Raw genomic sequence first — 24,543 nt, 5'->3', positions numbered from 1 at the left:
TCGAAACTGGTTTCATTATATCGGGATGCGGCAACCGCCGAAATACGATTCGGTCAAGTTTGGTACCGAGACTAAATTTCGGGGGCGCATTTTGGTTCCCCGTCTAATTGCCTCCGTTTGCATAAAAAAGGAAGCGGATTGACAAACTTTGGGTACGACTATAGCGGATAAGGGATGTCAGATGATGCGAGACGGCGGGATCAAAGATCGCTTAACCAGTAAAGAAGGAACCTCGACGAAGCCGTCCTCCGCCGCGCTGGTCGATCGCTTGGATCGGAACGTGGAAGCGGTGCGGGAAGCGTTCTCGAACTGCGACGACGTCGTCTTCCGCATGCTGGAATCGGAGAACGGGACGAAAGCATGCCTCGTTTATATTGCCGGTCTGGCGGAGACGAAAGAGCTGAGCGAGCATGCGCTCCGCCCGTTCTTGGACGGCGCGGTATCCGCCGGGGGGAACGGTTCGGCCGCCTCCCGATTGAACGAGCACCTGCTGTCGGTGGCGGCGGCGTCCGTCGCCGAGACGTTGGACGCGGTCATCGCGGAGGTGACCGAAGGCGGCGCGGCGCTGCTCGTCGACGGCATTGCCGAAGCGATCGCGCTGCGCGTGCCGGGCGCCACCCGGCGAGCGGTGCAGGAATCTACGACGGAAGTGAGCATCCGCGGACCGAAAGAATCGTTCACGGAGGACATTCAAGTCAACACGTCGCTGCTGCGGCTCAAGATCAAGACGACGGATCTGAAAATGGTCTCCCTTCGCGTCGGAGAGCGCACGCATACGAATGTCATCGTCGCTTACCTGCAGGGCGTCGCGAACCCCGGCGTCGTCGCGGAAGCGATGCAGCGCATTCGCTCCATACGGATCGACGGCGTGCTGGAAAGCGGATATATCGAGGAGTGCATCGAGGACGATCCGCATTCCCCGTTCCCGCAAATGCAGTACACCGAAAGGCCCGACACGGCCGCCGCCATGCTGCTCGAAGGCCGCGTCGTCATTCTCGTCGACGGGACGCCGAACGTCTTGACCGGTCCGATCACGTTCTGGCAGCTGATGCATTCGAGCGAAGATTATTACGAAAGGTACTATGTGGCGAATTTGCTGCGCATGCTTCGGTACGCCTTTCTTTTCTTGGCGCTGTATTTGCCGGCATTATATATCGCCGTCACTACGTTCCATCAAGACATGCTGCCGACGAGCCTCATGTTCAGCATCGCGGCGGCGCGGGAGCCGATTCCGTTCCCCGCCTTGATCGAAGCGCTTATCATGGAGATTTCGTTCGAAGCGCTCCGGGAAGCGGGCATCCGGCTGCCGAGGGTGATCGGGCAGGCCGTGAGCATTCTCGGCGCGCTCGTCATCGGGCAGGCGGCCGTCCAGGCGGGCATCGTTTCCGCGCCGGTCGTCATCGTCGTGTCGCTCACGGGAATCGCGTCGTTCACGATTCCGCGCTTCAATCTCGCCATTTCGATCCGGATGCTCCGGTTCCCGCTGATGCTGCTCGGCAGCATCTTCGGCGTGTACGGCATCGTGCTCGGCACCGTATGGATCGTGCTCCATTTGTGCAAATTGACGTCATTCGGCGTGCCGTATTTGACGGGCGTCACCCCGTTCCGATCCGGAGATCAGAAAGATATTCTCCTCCGCGTCCCATGGTGGTCGATGCGGCGCCGGCCCTCCTTCCTCTCCCGCAGAAACCGGAGACGAGTCGGCGGCGACGGAGCGGCGCCGACATGAGAGGGGCGGCCGCTGTCTCGCTGTGCGTCTGCATGGCGCTGCTGCTGACGGGTTGTTGGGATCGGAGAGAAATCAACGACGTCGCCTTCGTCGTCGGCACCGCCATCGATCTCGAGAAAGACGGCTACCGCGGCACGCTGCAAATTCCGCTCGTCGGCCAAATGGGCGGCCCGCAGGGCGGCGGCGGCGGCACGTCCGGCTCGAAGGCGTGGCATATCGAGTCCGCGTTCGGCAAAACGATTCGCGGCGCAACGGAAGCGCTGCAGGACCATTTGTCCCGCGTGCTCAATTTCTCCCACCGACGCGTGTTCGTCATCGGTATGCCGTTGGCCAGCCAAGGGGTCATGCCGTTTTTCGACGCCGTCTTTCGCATTCCGCAAAACCGGCTGAGCGCATTCCCGCTCGTCGCCATAGGGGATGCGAAGGACATTTTGACCGCCGACGCGCCGATCGAGAAAATGCCCGCGGAGATGCTCCGAGAGGTTGCGCAGCTCGCCACCGTCGATCCGATCAATTTGCGAATCTTCTTCTATTCGCTGCTGACGGAAGGCATCGATCCGATCGCGCCGGCCGTGAAGCGGATCAGCTCCGCGACGAATATCAAGAAGTCGAAATCGACGATCGAGCTGGCCGGCGTCGCCTTGTTCCGCCACGATCGGCTCGCGGCGATCTTATCGGAGGACGACGCGCTGGGGCTCTTGATCGCGATGAACCAGGCGCGATCGCCGCTCATCGACGTGAAACCGCCGCACGGCGCGAAAGGAACGATCATGATTCAGCTTCAACAGTCCATAACGAGCATCGAGCCGAAGGTCAAAGGCGCACGCATCGGCTTCGACGTGACGATCATGGCGCACGGGAACGTCGCCGAAAAAATGTCGGACTACCCGACCTCGACGACCGTCCAACGCGACGCATTGGAGCGGGCGGTCGAATCGAGGCTGACCAAGATGGTCGAACATGCGATTCGGGAAAGTCAGCGGCATCAATCGGATCCGATCGGCTTCGGCGACGCCCTTCATCGAAAGCAGCCTCGCGTCTGGAAGGACGTCCGCGGCCGATGGGAACGCGAGGAGCTGCCGCGGGCGGACATCCGCGTGCGCGCCCGCGTCCATCTGGAACATGACGGCGCGCTGACGAAATCGTTGGAACAAATGAAATAAGGAGGAATGCGGTCATGACGTTCTCCGCCGCGCCGATCTTCGTGCTCGCGGCCGCCGCCGTCGCCTGGGAGTGGAAGCTGTACCGGAGAGGAAGCCGGACGGACCGCTGGGCCGTCTTCCTGTTCTATGCGGCCAGCTGCGCGCTGTGGTGGTGGATCACGCGGGACGCGCGGATCCCCCGTCCGGCGGATTGGATCGATTCGATATGGTGACGGGAGGATAAGGCTTCGATGCAGACGTTGTCGAAACTGCAGCTTAACGCATTAACGACGCTGTTCATGGTTGCGGTGGCGATCAAGCATCCGCCCGTCCCGATGATCGAAGCGGCTCGGCAGGACGCTTGGATGGGCTACATCGTCGCCGGCGTCGCCATCATCCCTCCTCTATGGATCATTGGCGTCGTCCACCGGAAGTACCCAGAAGGCACGCTGCCGGAAACGTTCGTCGCGCGGCGGCCTTGGATCGGAAGGGCGCTGCTCGCGCTCGTCGCATTGGTGTTTTTCGCGATCCTCGCGCACGACCTCCGGTTTTTGACGGAGCTCGTGAACATTTATTTGCTGCCGAATACGCCTCCGATCATCATCGCCGCGACGGGCGCTTTCACGGCGGTGCTGTTCGCGAAAGCCGGACTCGCGGCGACCGCGCGCGCGAACATCTTGTTCGTCGCGCTGTTCATCTCGCAGGTGGCCGCTTTGCCGATTTTGCTGCAGGGGCAAACGCGAATGGAGTTTTTAGCGCCGTTCTTCGAGCGGCCCGCGGGCATCTTGGAAGCCGGCGCTTACGCCTTCGGCCATTTCGCGGAGCTGTTGATTATCCCGATGCTGCTGCGGGATCAATCGCTGCGAATGCGGGATATCGCGCCGGGCTTCCTCGTCGGCCTCGCTTCGAATGTGATCTTGATCATCGGAGAGCTCGTGTTGTTCGGCCCCGATTTGACGACGATGTTCTGGGATCCGCCTTATGAGCTGATCCGTCAGCTTCGCGTCACCGATTTCTTGGACCGGCTCGATATGGCGATCGCCGCGGCGTGGATGCCGACCGCATTCGTTAAGAGCGGCGTTACGATTTATTTCCTATGCCGCTTGATCGGCCTCATCGTGCCGCGCGTGAATGCGGATGTACTGACGACGCCTCTCGCCGTTTTCGCGGTCGTCGTGTCCGCTTGGTTTTACGATTCCGCGGCGCAGATGATCGAGACGACGCGTTCCCGACCTATATTCCTCGGGACGTTCGCGTTTGTGGTCCCTCTGGCGATCCTCGCGTTCTACGGACGGCGGAAGCGGAAACGCGGGCCGCCTCCCGCCGAAGCCGAGACCGGATAACGACGAGAAGACCGCCGGGTTCGGCGGTCTTCTCGTTGCGTCGTCGTCCTTATTCCGACTCGACGTTATGATACACCTGTTGGACGTCTTCCAAATCTTCCAGCGCGTCGATCAGCTTATCAAATTGAACTTGGGCGTCTCCCGACAGCGTGACGTAGTTTTGCGCGAGCATCGAAATTTCCGCCACCGTAAACTCGGTGACGCCGGCCTGCTTCAGCGCTTCCTGCACGGCGTGGAATTGGTCGGGCGCCGCATAGACGATGACCGCCTCGTCCTCCTCCGTGACATCCTTCACGTCGACGTCGGCGTTCAGCAGCACTTCGATGACTTCGTCCGCCGACTTGCCGGTCAATCCGATGACGGCCGCCGCGTCGAACATGTACGACACCGACCCGTTGACGCCCATGCTGCCGCCGTTCTTGTTGAACGCGGCCCGCACCGCCGACGCCGTTCGGTTGACGTTGTTCGTGAGCGCGTCCACGATGACCATCGACCCGTTCGGGCCGAAGCCTTCGTAGCGAAGCTCCTCGTAATTTTCTTCCGCGCCCTTCTTCGCCTTCTCGATCGCGCGGTCGATGATCGCTTTCGGCACGTTGTATGTTTTGGCGCGCTCCAGAACGACCTTCAGCGCTCGGTTCGACTCCGGGTCCGGCTCGCCTTTCTTCGCGGCGACGTAAATTTCAAGACCGAATTTCGCGTAGATGCGGCTTGTGTTGGCGTCCTTGGACGCTTTCTTTTCTTTGATATTGTTCCATTTACGGCCCATGCTGCTCCCGCTTTCTCTTTATTTCGTCGATTCTAACGATTCCAAAGTCCTTGTCCATTATATCCCTAAACCTCCGGCTGGAACAAGGTCCTCGCGGCGAAAGTTGTCGAAAAAGCCGCGGCGAGTCAGGCGCGCGACGATCGGTATCGGCGGATCATATCCGTCTTCAGCTTCCAGACGTCCTCGGACAGCCAGACGGGATACGGTTCCGGATTAAGGGCGCGCAAATGCTCGGGAGCGAACAGCCGCAATTGGGCGGCATGGTGCTCCCGGATGCGCCCTAAATCGGGCAGCCCCTCTTCCCGCAGTTCGCCTCGGGCGACGACCTGCGTAAGCAGCGGCACCGCTTCGTACCGCTCGAGTTCGCGCCGCTGCAGCGGATCCGACGGGTCGACGAACACGGTCGCCTTCGCGCCGCGCACGTCGTCCTCCGACGGGAACGCCAGCGCGTCGGCCGCGGCTCGGCCGGTATCGGCTCGGATCAACCGATACGCCGTTTTGGCGCCCGGCGTCACCGTTTTCTCCGCGTTGCCCGAAATTTTGATCACCGGCTGCCAGCCGTCGTCCGTCTCCCGGGCGACCAGCTTGTAGACGCCCCCGAGCGCCGACTCTTCCCCGCCCGTAATCAGCTTCGTGCCGACGCCCCAGCTGTCGATCGGAGCGCCCTGCGCCTTCAAATGAAGGATGACATGCTCGTCCAAGTCGTTCGAAGCGACGATCCGGACGTAACCGAGCCCCGCCTCGTCAAGCATGGCGCGCGCCGCCTTCGCCTGCGCGGCGAGGTCGCCGCTGTCGATCCGGATGGCGCGCATCCGCTTGCCGCGCGCTTCCAGCCGCTGGGCGATGCGAATCGCATGCGGGACGCCGAGGGACAGCGTATCGTACGTATCGACGAGCAGCGTCACTTGATCCGGCAGCGCTTCGGCGTATTTTTCGAACGCCTCGAGCTCGGAATCGTGCGCCTGCACCCACGAGTGCGCATGCGTCCCCGCCGTCGGAATGCCGAACCGTTTCCCGGCGAGCAAGTTCGACGTGGCGTCGAAGCCGGCGATATACGCGGCCCGCGCCCCCCAAATGGCCGCGTCCGCCTCCTGGGCCCGCCGCGAACCGAACTCCAGAAAGTTGTCGCCGGGCGACGTGCGCTTGATGCGCGCCGCTTTCGTTGCGATTAACGTTTGGAAATTGACGAAATTGAGCAGCGCCGTCTCGATCATTTGCGCTTCGAACACCGACGCTTCCACGCGAAGCAGCGGCTCGTTCGGAAACACGATGGTCCCCTCCTGCGCGGCGAACAGGTCGCCGGCGAAGCGAAAGCGGCGCAGCTCGTCGAGAAACGGTTCCCGGTACGCTTCCTCCTGCTCCCGCAGGTAACGAATGTCCTCTTCGTCGAAACGAAGCGTCGACAAATAATCAATCACCCGCTCCAGCCCGGCGAAAACGGCGAATCCGTTGCCGAACGGAAGCTTGCGGAAATAAAGCTCGAATACGGCCCGCTTCCGATGCGTGCCGTGAAGCCAATGGGCGTACGCCATGTTGACTTCGTATTTATCCATATGCAACGCGAGCGCGCCGCCGTTCATGTGCGCGACACCTCCGGGTAATGTGATCCTGTCGCATCCATTGTACCCACGCGGAGCCCGCGATAGACGGGGCAAAGTGTTCAACGCAAATAAAGTATTAGACTGGGAAAATAAAGTATTAGACCGAGAAAATATAGTTGTAGACTAGTGACCATGTAAGGTTGCTAAAAGAGAGATTATCGCAACCCTAATCTAAGAATTGGGTAAATCTGCTGTCTGGGACACCGGCTTGTTTGTTGGAGTTATTTCTCATTAGGCACATTGCTGCTTCCCCAATCATAAAAGATGTATACCTTCCCACAGGGTGTCTATATCCTTCTCTATGCATCCATGCGTGCAGTAATGAGCCTCTAAGAGTTGCATCAACGATATCGGTCCGACCGAGAGTATTCGGGTTAATTGTGACGGACAATGAGTTTTGGTCGGGATTAGAAGCATTGACACCTCGGATAGCTTTTGGTGGGGTGGATGAACCTGGATGCATAATTTGTGCACGGGCAGCTCTACCAAAGCCATTTGCAATGAACATTCTTGTTAAACCCTCCATCATTACATCAAAGGCAACATTCACGTTGGCTATCTTATCTTCAAACCAAACAGGGGCAAGATTAAATCGAGCATATCTAGCTGTGCATTGCTTTAGAGGACTATCAACTCCATTATCTCGGTCGGCGTAATACTCATTCCATTGTGCAAATATACCGGAAATTAATCTTTGTATCCTACTCCTCTGAGCCGTTGTAAATCTGGAATCAACAAAGAAGGTTAAGTGAGTTGGTAACGGGTCTTCAATTCCAGGTGCTTGAGGAAGCGTTACTGTAGTCCGTCTAAACGATTGACTAATAAACGCTTTCATCCTCATCCCCTCTTTCAAAAGGTTTTCTACAACCTCCAAAAATCGTTAAGCGCTTTGTGTTGCTCATATATGGATATGTCGTTCGGTAGGATGACTCTTTTAGCGAATAAGAACGTCTTTTTCTTGTGTGGGGTATTGATATCGGAGATTAATACTCTCTTGGGCGAGGGTAGGCAGTGGATCATGGTTCCATCACCAAGATAAATGCCGACGTGTCCGGGGATGTAGTTTGTTGGGAACCTTTCGGGTACATAGAAAAATAATAAGTCGCCTTCCTTCAAGTCGGTTTTATCCACTTCTATTCCGTGCTTTGCTTGCTCTCTGGCTTTGCGCGGCAGCTTAATGCCGTATTTTCCATAGACATGCTGCGTGAAAGAGGAACAATCCATTTTTCGTAACTTGGGATAAGGTGTCGTTCGAAGTTTAGGGCTAGCCACAAGAAACCTTTTAGCGTATTCAATCAAGGAGTTAATATCTTGGTGTGTCACTTTCCTTCCCCCAAAAAGGTATGAGTCAATCTAGAAATGCAGTTAACCTGCTGTCGGGTACTCCGCTTTGTTTGCTAGTATTGCCATGCATTAGACACATTGCTGCCTCACCGATAAAGTACGACGTATAGAGTTCGGCAGGATGACGATAACCAATCCGATGCAACCATGCGTGCAATAATGAACCGATAAGAGTCGTGTCACCAAGGTCGATTCTGCTTAATGTTTTCGGATTGATGATTACAGATAATGAGTTCCTGTCAGGATCAGAAGCGTTTGCACCTCTAATAGCCTTTGGGGGTGTCGTACCTGGAGAAGGATACATAATTTGAGCACGAAACGCTCTCCCAAAACCATTAGCAATAAATGCCCGTGTTAAACCATCCATCATCACATCCACGGCGACGTTACCGTTAGCTATCTTGTCTTCAAACCATTCAGGGGCTAGGTTAAAGCGGGCATATCGAGCCGTACACTGTTTCAGTGGACTGTTAACCCCATTATCTCTATTAATGTAATATCGGGCCCATTGAGACATAACGCCTGTAATTAACCTGGTAATCCGATTTCTCTGCGCCGTTGTGAATCTAGAATCAACGAAGAAGGTTAGGTGAGTCGGTAACGGGTCTTCAATTGAAGGTGCTTGAGGAAGCGCTACTGTAACCCTCATGAATGCCTGAGAAATTGTGAGTTTTTCCTGTTTCGTGCTTGTATCCTTGCGAGGCCTTCCCTTCATCTTTTCACCGTCCATTCCACAGCAGGTAAGTTAGTATATGACCCAGCGGTTTAAGCGGAGTGGGTATGTGTGCTAAAAGGGCTATTATCATAACCAATACCAAAAAAAACCGCGTCAGTCTAAGACTTTATTTTCACGTCCTTAGTTACGCCGCTGTTTCATTTTCTGAATTAGTCTAAAACTTATTTTCCCTAGGTAGCCGATTGGGGGTTCAAAAAAATTCACAAATTCAACAATTTCAGTCTAATACTTTATTTTTTCATAACACAAAGCAACAGGGAGCCGCCCGGGCGGCTCCCCATCGATTATTCCCACGTCTTTAGTTGGTCCTCGATCGTCTCGAGCGAAACGGGCGTGCGCTGCATCGTATAATGCGGAACGATGCGGTTGTATTTCGAGATGCGGCCGTTAATGCTGCGGAGCGTCTCCTCCGCTCGCACCGCCGTCCCGAGACGAAGCTCCTTCAGCAGCTCGCGCAGCTCGTCGCGAATGACATGCTGCAACTCCAGCCACGGCGGTTTCACGCCGGCCGTCTTGAGCACGCCGTACAGCGGGTCGCCGGTCGCGAGCTGCAGCGGCTTGCCTTTCCCTTTCACATGCTCGAGCCCGCCGTTCTTCTCGAACTCTTGAACCGCTTCGTCCACCCGATCGTTGTATTGGCGGTACATGCGGAGCTCTTCCTCCTCCGCCTGCAGCTGCTCCTTCAGCCGTTTCCACGACTCTCGTTCCCGTTCGTTCATGCCGTAAGCCTCCCCGCCGCGCCTTGGAAGCCGTCAGCGATAGGCGCGGATGAATTGCACCGCTTTGCGAATGTCGTCCTCCGGGGAGTCGCCGACCTCGCGCTCGATCGTCAAGTACCCGCGATAGCCGATCTCTTGCAGCGCCCGGAAGTACGCGTCGAAGTCGACGGCGCCTTCGCCGAGCGGCAGCTCCTCGAACAGCTGGCCTTCTTTAAGGATTTCCGCGATTTTGTCGTGATCCATCCCCTCCGTGTCCAAGCTGCCGTATACCGCCCGGGGGTCGACCTCGCGATGGCGGACGCCGTCTTTCACATGCGTGTGCACGATATAGTCTTTCAAAATATGGACGCCTGCAACCGGATCGTCGCCCGTCACCATCACCATGTTCGCCGGATCGAAATTGACGGATACGCCTTTGCCGCTCAGCGTATCGAGGAACGCTTTCAGATGCGCGGCCGTCTCGGGACCGGTCTCGATCGCGAAATACGCGTTCAAGCTGTTCGCGTACCGGCTAAGCTCTTCGCAAGCTTCCTGCATCGCCGCGTAAATCGGTCCGTTCGCGTCGTGCGGCACGATGCCGATATGCGTCGTGACGATGTTCGTGCCGAGCTCGACGGCGAGATCGAGAATGCGCTTGGATTTCTCCACCTTCTCGCGGTTGACGGCGCGGTCTTGAAAGCCGTGCCCGCCCAGATCGCCGCACAACGCCGAAATTTCCAGACCCAAGTCCTCGATATACGATTTTAATTCCTTCCGAGCGGCCGGGGTTAGGTTGTCTGGGTCCATTTCGCCTTTGACGGCATAAATTTGAACGCCTTCCGCTCCGACCTCTTTCGCCTTCTTCAGCCCTTCGCGCACGCCGACTCCAAAGCTGTCTACGATCACGCCGATTTTGTTGTCGAGTTTCATCGCGTTTCCTCCTTGGATTTCGTCATTCTCGAACGGATTCGTTCGGCCTTGCGAACCGTTTCGCGGATCTGACTTTCGCCCGCTGCGCTTCGATTTCGCGGCTGCGCGGCGCGGCTTTCGTCTCGAGCGAAGCGAGCAGTTTCCCGGCCGCGTCCGCCACCTCGTCGACGGCGCGGCGGAACGCGTCCTCGTTCGCCTTCGACGGCTCGCGGAAGCCGGACAGCTTCCGGACGAACTGCAGCGCGGCGGCGCGAACTTCCGCTTCGGTCGCCGGCGGATCGAAATTGTGCAGCGTTTTAATGCTTCTACACATCGCTTTCGCCCTCCATCGATGATGTTCCGTCCGCGGTTTCGACGCCGGACGTCGACAGCTCGAGGACCGCGTACGCATCCTCGCCGAACAGACGGTCTCCGGCTGTTTTGGTCGCGTGGCGGTACCCGTTCCGGATCCAAAACCGGAGCGCCGGCCAATTTTTCAGCGCGACCGCGACGCGCGCTTCTTCGTACCCGAGCCCGAGGGCGAGCTCGCGGCATCGGCTCGCGATCTCGCGGCCGCAGCCGTTCCCCTGCTCCACCGGGTCGATAAATAAAAATCCGATGTATAACGAACGCTCGTGCGGGTACCCGTGGTACAGCTCGAGCAGGCCGATCGGCCGCCGCTCGGGATCGTCCTTCCGCGCGATTCTCTGCAGCAGCAAGCGATCCTGACTGCCGCCCGGCGGCACCTCGCCGCGGCCTTCCGCGATCCGGTCGATATAATCGGGCTCCACGACGCGGCCGTCCCATGCGGCCATGTAGCTCGACTTCTCATAGAGCGCTTGCAGCGCTTGCCGCGCCGCGGCATCGTCCGCATCGAACGACGCGACCTCGCAGCGCTCCGTTTCCCAGCGGGCGGGCAGCAGTTTCACCATTCCGTCGTCCTCCTTGCCGGCCGCGGCCGGCTACGGCTGCTTCAGTTCTTTCACGACATAAGCGCCGCCGCCGCCCCGCAGCGTCTCGACCAAGTTGCGCGCGGCCGTCATCGCCATGTCGAAGCGGGTTTGCGCCGTAGCCGACCCGATGTGCGGCACCGCGACGACGTTCCGCAGCGCGAGCAGCGGATGATCCGGCGGCACCGGCTCCGTCTCGAATACGTCGAGTCCCGCCCCGCGAATCGTTCCGCCGCGGAGCGCCTCGACGAGCGCCGCTTCGTCGACGACTTTCCCGCGCGACGCGTTGATGAAGAACGCCGTCGGCTTCATGAGCTCGAACTGCGCCCGGCCGAAGAACCGTTCGGTTTTCGGCGTCAGCGGCAGCATCAGCACGACGAAGTCGGACTCGCGCAGCAGCTCCTCCAACGACACATACTGGGCGCCGTATTTCTCCTCGGCTTCCGGATTTCGACTCCGGTTGTAATAGTACACCTGCATATCGAAGCCGAGCGCGGCCCGCCGCGCGATCCGCTCGCCGATGCGGCCGAGGCCGATGAGGCCGAGCTTCGCGTGGTGCACGTCCGTTCCGAACAGCGCGGCTCCCGCTTTTCCTTCGTCCCGGTGCCATTGGCCGCTCTTCACATAAGCGTCCAGCTCCGGCACGCGTCTTGCCGCCGCCAGCATGAGCGCCAGCACGAGATCGGCCACCGTGTCGTCGAGCACGTACGGCGTATGCGTCCCGACGACGCCGCGGCGGCGCATCGCGTTCAGGTCGAAGTGATCATACCCGACCGACACCGTGCTGACGGCCCGCAGCTTCGGAGCGCGGGTTAGGAGCTCGTCGTCGATGCGGTCGCCCGAGGTGAGCAGACCTTCCGCGTCGGCCAACGCTTCGAGGAGCCGATCGCGGGGCATCGGGGAGCCGCCGTCCCATACGTACAGATCGCAATGCTCCCGCAGCAGGTCGATCGCCGGTTGCGGCAGCGGTTTGGAAACTACTGCTTTCGGTTTCGAGTTCATGTTCATGTTCACATCTCCGTATCGATCGAGTTCCCGCCGTAGTCGACGAGCAGCGTGTGCTGGCAGGCGGTTTGGAGGTCGCGCCACGCCCGGTTGACGGGATGGTCCTCCATGACGACCCCGATGCCGAGAATCGGGAACAACTCGGCTCCGGCGCGCAGCGACGCCGCGGCGGCGAGCTTGCTCCGCCGTCCGGCTTCCGCCCACGCATCGTCGCCCCCGCCGCCGCCTGCTTCGTTCGCGCCGCCCGATCCTCCGATCCCGACATGCCGCTCCCACGCCCGTTCGACGGCGGCGTAATACCGCTCCGCCTGCGCGTCGAGCTCCGCCGCCGCTTCGCGCAGCCGCTCTCGGACGAACGCGAGCCGCGTCTTGCCGCCGGCGCTCCACCTGTCCGCGCAGGCGTCGGTCCACCGCTCGGCCTCCTCGAGCAGCCGGCGGGCGACGCCGACCGCGACGGCCGCGAACGAACTCTCCGCGAACGGCAGGAACGGCACGCGGTAAATCGGTTCGTCGCGGTACGGCGTCTCGTCGACCCGGAAGGCGAACGCATCCGGCACGAACGCGTCCTTCGCGACGATCGTATGGCTCGCCGTCGCCTTCAGCCCGAACGCCCGCCACGTCGGCACGATGTCGACCTGATCCGGCCGGAAGGCGAACGCGAGCGCGTCGTCTTCCCCCGCGACGGCGGCGACCGCCGTGAACGTCGTCGCGTACGGCGCGCCGCTGCAGAACGCCCACGAACCGTTCACGATGTATCCGCCGTCGACGCGCACGGCCGTTCCCGTCGGCGAGCCGCTGCCGGCGATGACCGACTTCGGGTCCGCGAACACCCGCTCGGCGGACGACGGCGGCAAGCAAGCGGCGAAAAACCCGCCCCCCGAGCCGATCGTCACCGCCCAGCCGAAGCTGCCGTCGAGGCGAGCCGCCGCTTCGAACAAGCGAAGCGCCGCGGGCAGCGGCTCCATTCGGCCGCCGTAGACTTCCGGAACGAACAATTTAAACAGCTTCTCTTCATAAATGAACGACAGCGCCTCGCCGTCGATGACGCCCGCCGCTTCCCAGCGGCGCGACGCATCGCGCAGCGCGGCGCTCCTTTGCTCCCCAAACATCCAACCGCTCCTTTACGTGACCCCGTGTCGAACGTTTCGCCGCGCAAGCGGCAAGTTCTTCCACAATTGTATCACATGAAGCGGAAGATCGACGACGCTTTCGCGGCGAAATGCTCCCGATTACACCGGGTGAAGGCGCGGCCAATCGAGCTCGAAGCCCTGCGCGCGCAGCGACCGCTGGAAATCCTCGAGCTTCGCCCGGTCGGCCCGCACGGCGCGCGGCGGCAGGCCGAGCCGGACGCAGTGCGCGGCTAGGGCGCCGGCCGCCTCGCCGATATTCCACTCGACGGGATGCAGCCGGTAGCAGCCGTTCGTAATGTGCGTCGTGCCGATATTTTTGCCGGCCGCCAGCATGTTGTCGACCCGCACCGGGAGAAGACTCCCGAGCGGAATACGGAACGGCAGACTCGAAACGTCGATATACGTCCGCTGCGCGGTGCTCGGATGCAGGTCAATGCGGTAGCAGCCGATTCCGACCGAGTCGGGATACGCCTCCGCGGTCCCGTCCGGCCGGCAGGCGGGGCTGAGATGCTGCTCGACGACGGTCGTCTCCGCCGCGATGCGCCTCGACTCGCGAATGTACGGCTTCTTCGCGAGGCCGTCCGTCGTCCCCACGATGTCGCCCCGCAGCCTGAGACCGGGATAACCCGCTTTGCCGTCCGGCCGCGGCGCCTCCGTTTGCATCCAATACAGCAGCGACAAGCTCAGCTCCCGGGCGCCTTCCAAATGCTTCGCCCGCTCTTCCGGCGGGACGTCGATGATCGGGCCGAGCCAATAATCGTTCTGCGGCCAATTGACGACCGTCGCGTCGGTATCGAACGCGCCCGGAGCGAACTGCGTCCGGTCGATCAGGCGCCGGTACGTCCACAGCGAGAACGATCGGCCGTCCGGGAACAAGGCGTAGCGGATCGGCTCGAGCGTATGCGGCACGACGCCCATCCAGCTGAGCAGCCGATCCGGCCAGAACGGCGCTCGATACTCCCGCCAGAAGTCGTATTGCGCCGGCTTCGAGATCGTGAAATCTTCCCCTTCGACGTAATCCATCGCGAAGCACCACGTGATCGCCTGCATATCGGACGGATCGGGGTCGCCGGGCAGCGCGTGCGGTTCGCCCGTTTGGCGGACCGATTCGGCGCCGGTGACGTATTCGATCTTCGCGAGCGGCAGCAGATCGCCCTCCTCCGTCGCGTCGAGGAAGACGGCGCCGATCAGCGCCACCTCCTCGCTCCGCTCCTCGGAGCGGACCGTGACGGAGACGATCCGGTCGCCTTCCGTTTCCGCCCGCACCGGGACGTGCCGCTCGAGCACGACGAGTTTCCCGCTGTGCACGTACGGCGCGAGCATGCCGCGCAGCACCGCCAGCGCGGCTCTCGGCTCGTGAGCGATGCGGCTGACGAGCGCGTTGCCGGGGTTGAACTCCGCCGACGCGCGCGCATCCGGCATGACCGGAAACCAACGCTTGTAATATTCGCGCACGCCGTTCCGAAACTCGCGGTACGCCGCCGTGCAGCCGAACCGCTCGATCCATGGATGCTCGTCCGGGGGCACCGCCTGGCTCGTCAGCTGGCCGCCGATCCAGTCCGTCTCCTCCGTCATGACGACGCGGCAGCCGTTCCGCGCCGCGGCGAGCGCCGCCGCGACCCCTCCGACGCCGCCGCCGATGATGACGACGTCCGCGCGCATTTCTTTCGCATTCGGTTTCATTCGCTAGGTACCGCCTTTCCTCCGCCGGGAGCGCAGGACGCCGTCCGCGCCGCCTCCCGGTCCGCCTCATCGGCGTAAGGGTATCGAATCAGCGTGCCGATCGCGGCCGCGGACCGATCCGCGGCGTACGCGTCCGCCGCCCGCGCAAGCGGGACGTCGCCGGCGAGCAGCGGCGCGACGCGGATGCGCCCTTCCGCCAGCAGCCGAATATATTCGGCGAGATTCCGGCCTTCGGTCCAGCGGACGTACCCGATCGGATAATCGCGGTTGTCCCGTTCATACGAAGGGTCGTACCGTCCCGGGCCGCCGGCGCGCGAAATAAGCACCTGCGCTTCCTTCGCGAACATGAGGCTTCGCGAGAATTCCGTCGTCACATCGCCGACGACGACGATTTTGCCGCGGTCCCGCAGCCAGCTCATCGCCCGGTCGATCAACGCGCCGCCGGGCCCGGCGGCGCAGACGAACACGGCGTCCGCCCCGTTCGGGCCGACGGCGTCGGCGAGCCGCGCCTCCAGCGCTTCCGCCGACGCGTACGCGTGCGGCACCCCGAGGCGTCCGAGCGCGTCCGCCCGCTCGGGCGCGACGTCGACGCCGGCGATCCGGAACGCGGCGGCGGCGCCGATCTGAGCGATCAAATTGCCGAGAATGCCTAAGCCGACGACGACCGCCGACTCGCCGAACGCGAGCCCCGCCGTGCGCAGCGCGTGCACGGCGATAGCGCCCAAGCCGCCGAACGCGGCTTCGCGCGGGTCGACGCCCGCCGGCACCGGCGCGGTCAAATTCGCGGGCATCGACAGCAGCTCCGCATGCCTCGCGTAAGGCGCGCCGTAGCAGGCGACGCGCTCGCCGACGCTCCGTCCGGCGACGCCATCGCAGACCTCCTCTACGATGCCGACCGCGCTGTAGCCCAGCACGACCGGCTCCGCCGGACGGCTCCGCACGAAGCTCATTTCGGTGCCGGGGCTGACCGCGGAGTATTCGACGCGGACGAGCACGCGGCCGGGCAGCCGCTCCGGCGGCGCGAGATCGACGATCTCGATCGCCCCGTCTCGCGTTGCAATCGCCTTCACAAGCAGCAACTCCTTCGCCTATTTAATTATTAATTACATAAATATTCATCCTGTTTAACTAACCATCCGCTTACGGTATTCGCTCGGCGAAATGCCGAAATATTTTTTGAACGTCGTCGTAAACGTCGACGAATTGATATAGCCGGTTTTCTCCCCGACCTCCGCGACGGACAAGCTCGTGTCCCTCAGCAGCACTTTGGCGTGCTGCAGGCGCACTTTATTCAAATACTCGACGTAATTGACGCCGAACGTTTTCTTGAAATAATTCGAAAAATATTTCGGCGTCGTTTCGAGCACTTCGGCCATATGGTCCAAGTACAAGTTTTCCATATAATGCAAATCGATATATTGGGAGATGAACGCCGGGTTCAGCTTGCTCCGCTGCTCGCCTCGGCCGTGCGCCGCCGTTTCCGCCGCCAGCTTCGCCAGCGCCTCCTCGACGGCGCCGACGTCGGCGGCGCCGTCGGCCGTCCGCCGAAACTCCGTCTCCATTCGATACAGCGTCTGCGAATCGGCGCCGGCGCTTTCGAGCGCCTGCAGCATCGAATACAGCATCGCGTTCGCGACGTGCCGCAGCTGGTTCCGGTGGACGTTCCGCTCCACATTTTCCCGCAGCGTGTCCCGCACGATCGCCGCCGCTTCGTCCGCCCGAGCGTTCAGCAGCAAGTTCGACAGCTTCTCCACCTTCTCGAACGGGAAGTAGACGTTCCATTCGTACCGAAGCGCCTCCGCGTCCAGCAGCGGCGTATCTTTCACCTTGCGGTACGGCATCGCCTGCATGATCTCTTCGTAAGCGCGGGCGCAGTTCGACGTCTGCGCTTCGTACATTTTGCCGGCGCATCCCCACAGCGAACAGCCGTCCAGCCCTTTCTCGACGCGGGACAGCCCGTTCCGCAGCCGGCGCAGCAGCGTCTCCCGGCCGGCGGGCTGGTCGACGCCGAAGACGAGCAGATAACGAAGACCGCCTTGGTGAAACACGTCGACGGACGTCAGGTCGCCGCCCGCCGCCTCCCGGATGCGTTCGCCGATCGCCCAGGCGCCGCCCGCCGCGCCCTCCTCCGTCGGGACGACCTGAACGCAGGCGAGGAGGAAATGGCTCCGCGCGAAAAACTCCGGGTAATGCGCCTTCATCCCTTCGTCCCGCTCCTCCGCGCGCACGGACCCGTCCAACGCCTGGAACAGCGCCGCCTTCCGAAGCTCCGCGTCCGCCAGCCTCAGCCGAGCCCGGTACGATTCGTTCTCCATCTGCATGCGCAAAATGCCGCTGTGGATGTTCAGGAAATCGTTCCCCTTGACGTACCCTTCGCCGAACAAGCGCAAAATGCGCTGCACCGGTTTGTACAAATACGCGCTGAGCAGCCCGGACAGCAGCACGGCGCAAACGATCGCGGACAGCATGATCAACAAATTCGCCCGATTGACCGAATCGATGTTTTGGAATTGATACGGCACTTTATCGATATAAATAAACGAATTAAAGCTCGACTTGTAAAAATTGTATTCGTAATCTTCCCGCGTCACGCTCGTTTCGTTGGAGGCGTTGAAATAGACGTCGTTCAGCACTTCCATCAAGCCCCAATTTTCGTCGGTGCTCAAAATGATATTGCGATCTTCGTCCAGCACGATCAGCGACGCGCCCGGCAGCATCGCCTTGCGGTCGACGTGCTTCATCAGCGCTTCGACGTTGACGAGCACGATAATGTTTTTGGCGGACATGCGGATTTTGTTGCCGCCGAATATCGCCATCAGCTTCTTCGTCTTGAACTGCGTCCCGTCGGCGTACACGCGGAAATCCGCCGCGGGGAACGTCTTGAGCGACTGCTTCGTGAGCGAGAACGAGCGCCAGTAGTCGGCGTTATACAGGTCGTGGCGGTATTTCCGGGAGAACAGCGTATGCAGATCGCTCGTCCCCCGCGCCGTAATCGCAAGATTCGAGTCGTCGTAAAAGACGATAACGTCTTCAATGAAGTCGACGTTACTCGAAAGCTGCGAGATATGATCCCTAAGCATATACACCTTGCTCATGTTTAGCGACCCGTCCGCTTGTACCGCGTCGTCGTACGGCAGCCCATGAATCGAATAAATCAAATTGTTCACCGACCGAAAGCTGTTATCGAACGACTGGATGACCGATCGGACGACCAATGTGTTGTTTTCGGTAATTTTATCGTAAATGCCGGAGATCGAATTGCGGTATACGATGTAGTTGGAGGCGAACATCACGGTGATGACGAGCAGCAAAGCAAAGAAGATTTTCAACAACCCGGCATTCGTGACGATACGTTTCATGCGCTCTTCTCCCCCGCCGTAATTTGTTCCCTACATTTTCTACACCGCCGCCGCTCAACCCTTCTCCGAACCGAGCATAACGCCCTTCGCGAAATATTTTTGGGCGAACGGGTAAATGAGCAGCACCGGAATCATCGACAGCACGATCGTCGCGTTCTTCAGCGCCTGCGGGGCGAGCGCGGCCGCGTCCACCAGGCTGGCGTTGTTGCCTTCGCTGAAAATGAGCATCCCCCGAAGCACGACCTGCAGCGGATACATCATCTGATCCGTCAAATAAATCATCGGAATAAAGAAGCTGTTCCAATGTCCCATGAAGTAAAACAAGCCGATCGACGCGAGCGCCGGCTTCGACAACGGAATGACGATCTGGAACAAAATCCGGTATTCCGAAGCGCCGTCGATGCGCGCCGCTTCCCGAATCTGCGACGACATATTCTCGTAGAAGCTCTTCAAAATGATCAACTCGAACGTCCAGATCGCGTTCGGAATGACGAGCGCCCAGACGGAATTCAGCAGTCCCATTTCTTTCACGATAATATAATTCGGGATGATCCCGGGATTAAGAAACATCGTGAGCACGATCGCAAACATGAACGTTTTGCGGCCGAAGAACGACCGCTGCGACAGCGGATAGGCCGCGATGGCGGTCAGCAGTAAATTCGTGAACGTGCCGAGCGCCGTGTAAAATATCGTATTTAAGTACGCCCTCGGGATGCGGTCGTGCGCGAGCACTTCCGCGTACGCGTTGAAGTTGAGCCCGACCGGCCACAGCCACACCTTCCCCTGCGTTACGTGCGCCGTATCGCTGAGCGATACCGCCGTGATGTAGAGGATCGGGTAGACGGTAGAGATCGCCAGCAGCGTCAACAGCAGCGCGTTCACAGCGCCGAACAGCGAAAATCTCGGCTGCCCTACCATAATCCGTTCCCCCCCAATCTGCGGCTCAAGGCGTTCGCGCCGAGCAGCATAATCATCGCGACGACCGCTTCGAACATGCCGACGGCGGCAGCGTAGCTGTAGTTGGATTCCAAGAGGCCTTTCCGATAGACGAACGTCGAGAAGACGTCCGCTACATCATACGTCGTCGGCGTATACAACAGAAGCACCTTCTCGTAGCCGATGCGGATCATCGAACCCGTTTTCAAAATAAACATGACCAAAATCGTCGGCAGCAGACCCGGCAGCGTAATGTACCGCATCATTTGAAACCGGCTCGCTCCGTCGACCCTCGCCGCCTCGTACAGCGTCGGGCTGATGCCCGCGATCGCCGCGAGGAAAATGATCGCCTCGTACCCGACGGACGCCCATATGTCCGAAATGACGTATACGGGACGGAACCAATCCGATTCGATCAAAAAGTAGACGCGTTCGAAGCCGAGCGCGGCGATGATCCGGTTGATAACGCCGTTCGTCGGCGACAGAAAGTCGATGATCATGCTGCAAATGATGACGACCGACAGAAACGCCGGCAAGTAGCTGAGCGTCTGGATCGTTTTCTTGAACCATCGCAGCCGCACTTCGTTCAGCATGATCGCGAGCAAAATCGGAAACGGGAACCCGAACACGAGCGAGTAAAAGCCAAGCAGCAGCGTATTGCGGAACAAATTCCAAAAATCGGGGCTGGAGAAAAATTTCGCGAAATGCTTGAAGCCGACCCATTCGCTCGCCATGACGCCTTGAAACACGCTGTAATCTTTGAAAGCGATAATCAGCCCGTACAACGGGCCGTACCGGAAGATGACGTAAAACAAAATGCACGGGATAAAGAGCAGCAACAGCTGTCGGTCCCGCTTGATATGCTTGACCGTCGACGTCAGTCTTGCGTAGAAGACGCCGCGGCCGTTTCGGCGCGAAACGCTCTCCGTTCCCGGATACTCCATGATGGACTCCTCCGATCGATGGATTTCGGCGCGGGGGGGCCCGCACCTTGGGCTCCCGCGCCGAAAACCGTTGCTGGTCAGGCGGTCGAATCGTTACTGCGCGGCGTCGTAGCGCTTCTGCGCCGCGTTGTACACTTCTTCAAGCTTGGAGGCGCCGAGCTTCTCGGCGTTCGCCTTCCACTGCTCCCACTGCGCGTCCCCGTACGACTTGTCGAGGATGTAGTTGGCATTGAACTCGTTGGCGGCTTTCTCCAGCGCCACCTGCAGCTCCGCGATCGTCGCGTTTTCGTCGTCCGTGAAGTTGAGCACCGGATCGAGCGCCTCGAATTTGTTCTGGGACAGCATTTTGTCCTGCGCTTCTTGTTCCTTCTCCGTGAAGTTGTAGTACACGCTGCGGCGGTCCGGACGCAAATACATGCCTTCGAGCCAAAGCCCGTACTTGTCTTCCAATACCTTAATGTCGACGAGCGGCACATCGGCGAGCTCCGGATATACGGGCTTGCCGTTCGCGTCGAATTGGAACGTCTCTCCTTCGACGCCGAGCGTGACGAGCGCGCCGCCGGACGGGCTGGTCAAGTAATCGAGCAGCTTGAGCGCCGCTTCCTTGTTCTCGTTGTTGGCGACGGCGATGCCGAAGTTGACGTCGATTTTCGGCAGCGTCCGGATGTTGCCCGTCGGACCGACCGGGTTCGCGTACCGCAGATCATACGTCGGGTTTTGATCCTTCACTTGGTTGTAGAACAAATCGAGGCGGCCGATCCAGTCCCACGTGACGAACGACTTGTCGGTCGTCATCTTCGCGGTCCACGAATCCGGGGTATCCGTCAAAAACTCGGGATCGAGCAGCCCTTCGTTGTAAAGCTTCTTCATGAAATCGAGCATCTGCTTATGCTCGGGTTGGATCGACGCGAATTTCCACGTCGTCGCCTTCTCGTCGTAGATCACCGGGAAATACGAACCGCTGATGCCCCAACCGTAGCCCCAATCGCGGAAAATGAATTCCTTCGTCTTCGACGCGATCGGGTACGAGTCCGGATACGCTGCTTTCAGCTTCTTCATCGCTTCGTAAAATTCGTCCGTATTCGTCCACTCCGCGATGCCGAGTTTGTCGAACACGTCCTTCCGGTACATCCAGCCGTGGTTGACGTCGCGGTTCAAATTGTAAATCGGCCACGAATACAGCTTGCCGGATTCGTCGCCGTACGATTTGACGACCCACGGATTTTCTTCCAAATAGAGCTTCGAGAAGTTCGGCAGCATGTCGGCGTAATCGTTGATCGCGACGACCGCGCCCTGCTGGCCGATTTTTTTCAGCTCGGCCTGCGTCAGCCCGTGGAAAATGTCCGGCAGCTGTCCGGAAGCGACGACGACGCGGAGTCGATCTTGGTACGTCGTCGGAGAGTACGTTTGCAAATCGAGCGTGATGCCGGTCCGTTTTTCGATTTCTTTGGCGATCAGTTTGTCGTTGGCCGGATTTTCGCTGACGAGCATCCACGTCAGCTTCGTCGGCTTGTCGACGAGCGGCAGCGTCAATCCGCCGGTATCGCCGTACGGATTGGAGGCGGGCTTTTCCGCCTCGGCGGCGGGCTGCGACTGCTGCGTTCCCGCGTCGTTCGCTGCGGGCGGCGTCGCCTCCGGCTCGGCTGCTTCTCCGCCGCCGGAGCCGCTGCAGGCGGCTAGGATCGAAGCGAGAAGCGTAAGAATGAGTGAAGTGGAGACCAGCTTGTGTTTCATTTCTTGTTTCCTCCCTTTTACATTCATAATTTCGGGGCAACTCTTCGTCGGTGTCACATTACATGACATACAACTCCGCGTGCTCCATCCGAGGTCATCGTAAATCGAAACAGCGGCGCCGTAAACGGTCGGTTCTCCCCGACTTCTCGCCATCGAAACGATATGTTGCATTTTTGTAAAAAGCGTTGATTTATCAAGGACATCGGCGTGTGGAAAACGGTAAACTCGCGAAAAAAAGCGCTTGCGGCCAGCGAATGTTACAGTTTACATCTACTGTCCTCGATGTTTCCACCATGATAACTCCTTTCTCACATTATACATCTTTGCGCCCGCTTTCTGATTTTTTTCTTCCGCCTTCCGACGACCCCCGGAGCCGTAGGTTCGACTCCATAATAAAAGCGCTTACATTTCACGTAAACGGAACGTTTTCCCCCGCCTTCGGTTCCTCCCCGTCACTTGCGAACAACAGGCAAAATTCCCGGCCGCTCCGCGTTTTTTTCGATGTAGAAAATGATAAACTGGTGGAAAATGAAGAAAAAAGCCGCTTCGCCGGATGCGGCGAAGCGGCTGTCCCTCACAACTCGTTCCACAGGGTCCGTACGCGTTCCAAGCTGAGCCTCGAGCCGTACCGGCATTCCTCCAACCCTTCGAATTCGATGGAGATATACCCGTCGTAGCCGGAGCGCTTCACTTCCCTAAGAATCGCTTCCAGCGGCATGTCGCCGTGACCGGTGATCGCGCCTCGCAAGTAATCGCCGCCGGCCGTCCGGAACCAGCCTTCGCCCATGCGCGACGATGCGGGCCGCAGGTAAAAGTCCTTCAGATGCACCATCGAAGCGATCGGCAAATTTTTTCTCACCGCGACCAATGGGTTCTCATCGGCGCACATGAAATTGCCAACGTCCAGCGTCGTCCGGAAATTCGGACGATTCACCGCCGCCACGAGCCGTTGAACGCGGTCGGACGCCTGGATGTAATAGCCGTGGTTCTCCACGCTCGTCGTAATGCCGTATTGCGCCGCGTAATCGGCGATTTCCCGGCATGCGTCGGCCAGCCTCTCCAGATCGGCTTCGAACCGGTGGATCGTCGCTTCCTCCGGCGGCAGCGACGCGACGTCGTGCCGCATCAAGCGGACGCCGAGCCGCGCGGCGACGTCGACCTGCGCCTTCGCCGCTTCGATCGCGCGCCGGTATTCGGCTTCCGTCGGCTGGAGGAAGTTCGCCCCGACCGCGTAGTTCGATACGTCGATCCCCGCCTCCCGCGCCGCTTCTCGAATGTCGTCCGCGAGCGACGGACGTTCGATCAAGTCGAACCCGAGCGGCACGATCTCGACATGTTCGCCGCCGTGCTCCGCGATCCACCGCACCGCGTCGACGATCGTCATGCTGCCGCTTTTGATGCCCCGGTATAAGCTGTAGCTGCTAAGCCCCAATTTCACGCGAATCTCCCCTTTCCCTCGGCCGAGCCTGATCTCGTCACAATCGGATTTCCCGCCCCGTGCGTGCGGATTCGTAAATCGCGGTCAACATTTTCATCAGCTCGACGCCGTCTTGGACCGGGCTGAGCGTTTCCGCTTCGCCGCGCGCCGCCGCGATGAAATGGTTGATTTCGCGCTGGAACGCGTCTTTGAAATTGAACGTCACATCGTCGACTTGCGGCGTCGCGTTCAAAATCGTGTCGTGCCGCTCCAACACGAGCTGCAGCTCCGGCTCGAGCTCCGCGCCGCCGCGGTCGCCGTACAGCTTGACGGACAGTTCGTCTTTCTTCGCGTGCAGCGTGAAGCTGACGTCCACCATGAGCGACGCCCCGTTCTCGAACCGGATGAGCGCGTTGGCGAGATCCTCGACCGTGTTTTTGGCTGCGTCGTAATCGGCCGCCTTGTAGAACGACAACCCCTGAATATTGCTGCGGTTGCCCAGGCGGTTGTATGCGTTGCCGCTTACGCTGACGACCTTCGGCCGACCCATCAAATACCAGCAAATATCGATAATATGTACGCCGAGGTCGATGAGCGGCCCGCCGCCCGAGCGCTCGACGTCGGAAAACCAGCCGCCGGGATTGCCGAGCCTGCGAAGACAGGACGCTTTCGCGTAGTAAATGTCGCCGAGCTCGCCGTCGTCGATGAACCGCTTCAAGAGATTCGTATTGGAGGCATAGCGGCGCACGAACCCGACCTGCAGCACCTTGCCGCTCCGCTTCGCCGCCTCCTCGACGAGCAGCGCTTCCTCCACCGTCTTGGACAACGGCTTTTCCACCAGCACATGCTTACCCGCGTCCAGCGCCGCCGCGGCGATCGCCGCGTGGGTGTTATTCCACGTGCAGACGCTGACGGCATCCACTTCGGGCAGCGCCAGCAACTCGCGATAATCCGCGAACGTCTTCGAAGCGCCGTATTGGGCCGCTTTCGCTTTCGCCCGCTCCTCGTTCAAATCGCTGATCGCGTATACCTCGACGTCGGGATGATTCGCATACGATTGCAAATGCACATCGGAAATCGAGCCGGCGCCGATAACGCCGATTTTCATCTTTTCCAT

23 protein-coding genes are annotated in these 24,543 nt (G+C 59.9%); 4 read left to right on the top strand and 19 right to left on the bottom strand.

Annotation, left to right across the window (positions count from 1 at the left end; all coding sequences use genetic code 11):
- The first annotated feature begins 181 nt into the window (after window positions 1-181).
- Genes VE009_RS22885 through VE009_RS22870 form a run of 4 tightly spaced genes read left to right on the top strand, consistent with a single transcriptional unit; the run spans window position 182 to window position 4,214 of the window.
- Window positions 182-1,729: a spore germination protein gene (locus VE009_RS22885; protein WP_325011702.1), complete on the top strand. Its 1,548-nt coding sequence runs from the start codon at window positions 182-184 to the stop codon at window positions 1,727-1,729.
- Window positions 1,726-2,892, top strand: a complete 1,167-nt coding sequence (locus VE009_RS22880; RefSeq protein WP_325011700.1) for a Ger(x)C family spore germination protein — start codon at window positions 1,726-1,728, stop codon at window positions 2,890-2,892. The genes VE009_RS22885 and VE009_RS22880 overlap by 4 nt, the downstream gene beginning before the upstream one ends.
- Window positions 2,893-2,906: 14 nt before the next feature.
- Window positions 2,907-3,104, top strand: a complete 198-nt coding sequence (locus VE009_RS22875) for a hypothetical protein (protein ID WP_325011697.1) — start codon at window positions 2,907-2,909, stop codon at window positions 3,102-3,104.
- An 18-nt stretch (window positions 3,105-3,122) separates the two neighbouring features.
- On the top strand, window positions 3,123-4,214 hold the full coding sequence (locus tag VE009_RS22870; RefSeq protein WP_325011695.1) for an endospore germination permease: 1,092 nt from the start codon (window positions 3,123-3,125) through the stop codon (window positions 4,212-4,214).
- 49 nt (window positions 4,215-4,263) lie between these two features.
- On the opposite strand, the gene VE009_RS22865 is transcribed toward VE009_RS22870, so the two are convergent.
- The 19 genes from VE009_RS22865 to VE009_RS22775 form a co-directional block, all read right to left on the bottom strand.
- Window positions 4,264-4,980: a YebC/PmpR family DNA-binding transcriptional regulator gene (locus VE009_RS22865; RefSeq protein ID WP_325011693.1), complete on the bottom strand. Its 717-nt coding sequence runs from the start codon at window positions 4,978-4,980 to the stop codon at window positions 4,264-4,266.
- A gap of 125 nt (window positions 4,981-5,105) precedes the next feature.
- On the bottom strand, window positions 5,106-6,560 hold the full coding sequence (locus VE009_RS22860) for a nicotinate phosphoribosyltransferase (RefSeq protein WP_325011691.1): 1,455 nt from the start codon (window positions 6,558-6,560) through the stop codon (window positions 5,106-5,108).
- A 187-nt stretch (window positions 6,561-6,747) separates the two neighbouring features.
- Window positions 6,748-7,416 carry a hypothetical protein gene (locus VE009_RS22855; RefSeq protein ID WP_325011690.1) on the bottom strand — a complete coding sequence of 223 codons (669 nt, stop codon included), beginning with the start codon at window positions 7,414-7,416 and terminating at the stop codon, window positions 6,748-6,750.
- A 26-nt stretch (window positions 7,417-7,442) separates the two neighbouring features.
- Window positions 7,443-7,904, bottom strand: coding sequence for a C40 family peptidase (locus tag VE009_RS22850; protein ID WP_325011688.1), 462 nt, complete (start codon window positions 7,902-7,904; stop codon window positions 7,443-7,445).
- A gap of 25 nt (window positions 7,905-7,929) precedes the next feature.
- Complete coding sequence (locus VE009_RS22845; protein ID WP_325011686.1) at window positions 7,930-8,640, bottom strand: hypothetical protein; 711 nt, start codon at window positions 8,638-8,640, stop codon at window positions 7,930-7,932.
- Window positions 8,641-8,945: 305 nt separating this feature from the next.
- Entirely contained in the window at window positions 8,946-9,380 is a 435-nt protein-coding gene (locus VE009_RS22840; protein WP_325011684.1) for a DnaJ family domain-containing protein, read from the bottom strand.
- Between the two features lie 33 nt (window positions 9,381-9,413).
- On the bottom strand, window positions 9,414-10,289 hold the full coding sequence (locus VE009_RS22835; RefSeq protein ID WP_325011682.1) for a sugar phosphate isomerase/epimerase family protein: 876 nt from the start codon (window positions 10,287-10,289) through the stop codon (window positions 9,414-9,416).
- A 22-nt stretch (window positions 10,290-10,311) separates the two neighbouring features.
- Window positions 10,312-10,602 carry a DUF2277 domain-containing protein gene (locus VE009_RS22830; RefSeq protein ID WP_325011680.1) on the bottom strand — a complete coding sequence of 97 codons (291 nt, stop codon included), beginning with the start codon at window positions 10,600-10,602 and terminating at the stop codon, window positions 10,312-10,314.
- Window positions 10,595-11,200 (bottom strand): GNAT family N-acetyltransferase, encoded by a 606-nt coding sequence (locus tag VE009_RS22825; protein WP_325011678.1) that lies wholly within the window; start codon window positions 11,198-11,200, stop codon window positions 10,595-10,597. Before VE009_RS22825 ends, VE009_RS22830 begins: the two co-directional genes overlap by 8 nt.
- Before the next feature lie 30 nt (window positions 11,201-11,230).
- Window positions 11,231-12,226 (bottom strand): D-glycerate dehydrogenase, encoded by a 996-nt coding sequence (locus tag VE009_RS22820; protein WP_325011676.1) that lies wholly within the window; start codon window positions 12,224-12,226, stop codon window positions 11,231-11,233.
- A 2-nt stretch (window positions 12,227-12,228) separates the two neighbouring features.
- Window positions 12,229-13,332, bottom strand: a complete 1,104-nt coding sequence (locus tag VE009_RS22815) for an acyl-CoA dehydrogenase (protein ID WP_325011674.1) — start codon at window positions 13,330-13,332, stop codon at window positions 12,229-12,231.
- Between the two features lie 120 nt (window positions 13,333-13,452).
- Window positions 13,453-15,036 (bottom strand): FAD-dependent oxidoreductase, encoded by a 1,584-nt coding sequence (locus VE009_RS22810; protein WP_325011672.1) that lies wholly within the window; start codon window positions 15,034-15,036, stop codon window positions 13,453-13,455.
- Window positions 15,033-16,106: a zinc-binding alcohol dehydrogenase gene (locus VE009_RS22805; RefSeq protein ID WP_325011670.1), complete on the bottom strand. Its 1,074-nt coding sequence runs from the start codon at window positions 16,104-16,106 to the stop codon at window positions 15,033-15,035. The genes VE009_RS22810 and VE009_RS22805 overlap by 4 nt, the downstream gene beginning before the upstream one ends.
- Before the next feature lie 54 nt (window positions 16,107-16,160).
- Window positions 16,161-18,395, bottom strand: coding sequence for an AraC family transcriptional regulator (locus VE009_RS22800; protein WP_325011668.1), 2,235 nt, complete (start codon window positions 18,393-18,395; stop codon window positions 16,161-16,163).
- Between the two features lie 54 nt (window positions 18,396-18,449).
- Window positions 18,450-19,313 carry a carbohydrate ABC transporter permease gene (locus VE009_RS22795; protein ID WP_325011666.1) on the bottom strand — a complete coding sequence of 288 codons (864 nt, stop codon included), beginning with the start codon at window positions 19,311-19,313 and terminating at the stop codon, window positions 18,450-18,452.
- Window positions 19,307-20,275, bottom strand: a complete 969-nt coding sequence (locus tag VE009_RS22790) for an ABC transporter permease (protein ID WP_325011664.1) — start codon at window positions 20,273-20,275, stop codon at window positions 19,307-19,309. The genes VE009_RS22795 and VE009_RS22790 overlap by 7 nt, the downstream gene beginning before the upstream one ends.
- 93 nt (window positions 20,276-20,368) lie before the next feature.
- Complete coding sequence (locus tag VE009_RS22785; protein ID WP_325011663.1) at window positions 20,369-22,009, bottom strand: extracellular solute-binding protein; 1,641 nt, start codon at window positions 22,007-22,009, stop codon at window positions 20,369-20,371.
- 574 nt (window positions 22,010-22,583) lie between these two features.
- Complete coding sequence (locus VE009_RS22780; protein ID WP_325011661.1) at window positions 22,584-23,447, bottom strand: sugar phosphate isomerase/epimerase; 864 nt, start codon at window positions 23,445-23,447, stop codon at window positions 22,584-22,586.
- A 37-nt stretch (window positions 23,448-23,484) separates the two neighbouring features.
- The gene (locus VE009_RS22775; RefSeq protein ID WP_325011659.1) at window positions 23,485-24,543 is read right to left on the bottom strand and encodes a Gfo/Idh/MocA family oxidoreductase; all 1,059 of its coding nucleotides are present in this window, start codon (window positions 24,541-24,543) and stop codon (window positions 23,485-23,487) included.

It is taken from the genome of Paenibacillus sp., from assembly GCF_035645195.1.
Classification (GTDB): domain Bacteria; phylum Bacillota; class Bacilli; order Paenibacillales; family YIM-B00363; genus Paenibacillus_AE.
This window is presented reverse-complemented; position numbering and strand designations above follow the sequence as displayed.

Excerpts from the sequence above, each read along its gene's own strand:
- VE009_RS22825 (WP_325011678.1), bottom strand. The coding sequence starts at position 11,200 with ATGGTGAAACTGCTGCCCGCCCGCTGGGAAACGGAGCGCTGCGAGGTC.
- VE009_RS22865 (WP_325011693.1), bottom strand. The coding sequence starts at position 4,980 with ATGGGCCGTAAATGGAACAATATCAAAGAAAAGAAAGCGTCCAAGGAC.
- VE009_RS22875 (WP_325011697.1), top strand. The coding sequence starts at position 2,907 with ATGACGTTCTCCGCCGCGCCGATCTTCGTGCTCGCGGCCGCCGCCGTC.
- VE009_RS22815 (WP_325011674.1), bottom strand. The coding sequence starts at position 13,332 with ATGTTTGGGGAGCAAAGGAGCGCCGCGCTGCGCGATGCGTCGCGCCGC.
- VE009_RS22870 (WP_325011695.1), top strand. The coding sequence starts at position 3,123 with ATGCAGACGTTGTCGAAACTGCAGCTTAACGCATTAACGACGCTGTTC.
- VE009_RS22845 (WP_325011686.1), bottom strand. The coding sequence starts at position 8,640 with ATGAAGGGAAGGCCTCGCAAGGATACAAGCACGAAACAGGAAAAACTC.
- VE009_RS22790 (WP_325011664.1), bottom strand. The coding sequence starts at position 20,275 with ATGGAGTATCCGGGAACGGAGAGCGTTTCGCGCCGAAACGGCCGCGGC.
- VE009_RS22775 (WP_325011659.1), bottom strand. The coding sequence starts at position 24,543 with ATGGAAAAGATGAAAATCGGCGTTATCGGCGCCGGCTCGATTTCCGAT.
- VE009_RS22835 (WP_325011682.1), bottom strand. The coding sequence starts at position 10,289 with ATGAAACTCGACAACAAAATCGGCGTGATCGTAGACAGCTTTGGAGTC.
- VE009_RS22800 (WP_325011668.1), bottom strand. The coding sequence starts at position 18,395 with ATGAAACGTATCGTCACGAATGCCGGGTTGTTGAAAATCTTCTTTGCT.
- VE009_RS22885 (WP_325011702.1), top strand. The coding sequence starts at position 182 with ATGATGCGAGACGGCGGGATCAAAGATCGCTTAACCAGTAAAGAAGGA.
- VE009_RS22855 (WP_325011690.1), bottom strand. The coding sequence starts at position 7,416 with ATGAAAGCGTTTATTAGTCAATCGTTTAGACGGACTACAGTAACGCTT.
- VE009_RS22810 (WP_325011672.1), bottom strand. The coding sequence starts at position 15,036 with ATGAAACCGAATGCGAAAGAAATGCGCGCGGACGTCGTCATCATCGGC.
- VE009_RS22880 (WP_325011700.1), top strand. The coding sequence starts at position 1,726 with ATGAGAGGGGCGGCCGCTGTCTCGCTGTGCGTCTGCATGGCGCTGCTG.
- VE009_RS22795 (WP_325011666.1), bottom strand. The coding sequence starts at position 19,313 with ATGGTAGGGCAGCCGAGATTTTCGCTGTTCGGCGCTGTGAACGCGCTG.
- VE009_RS22820 (WP_325011676.1), bottom strand. The coding sequence starts at position 12,226 with ATGAACATGAACTCGAAACCGAAAGCAGTAGTTTCCAAACCGCTGCCG.
- VE009_RS22785 (WP_325011663.1), bottom strand. The coding sequence starts at position 22,009 with ATGAAACACAAGCTGGTCTCCACTTCACTCATTCTTACGCTTCTCGCT.
- VE009_RS22860 (WP_325011691.1), bottom strand. The coding sequence starts at position 6,560 with ATGAACGGCGGCGCGCTCGCGTTGCATATGGATAAATACGAAGTCAAC.
- VE009_RS22840 (WP_325011684.1), bottom strand. The coding sequence starts at position 9,380 with ATGAACGAACGGGAACGAGAGTCGTGGAAACGGCTGAAGGAGCAGCTG.
- VE009_RS22830 (WP_325011680.1), bottom strand. The coding sequence starts at position 10,602 with ATGTGTAGAAGCATTAAAACGCTGCACAATTTCGATCCGCCGGCGACC.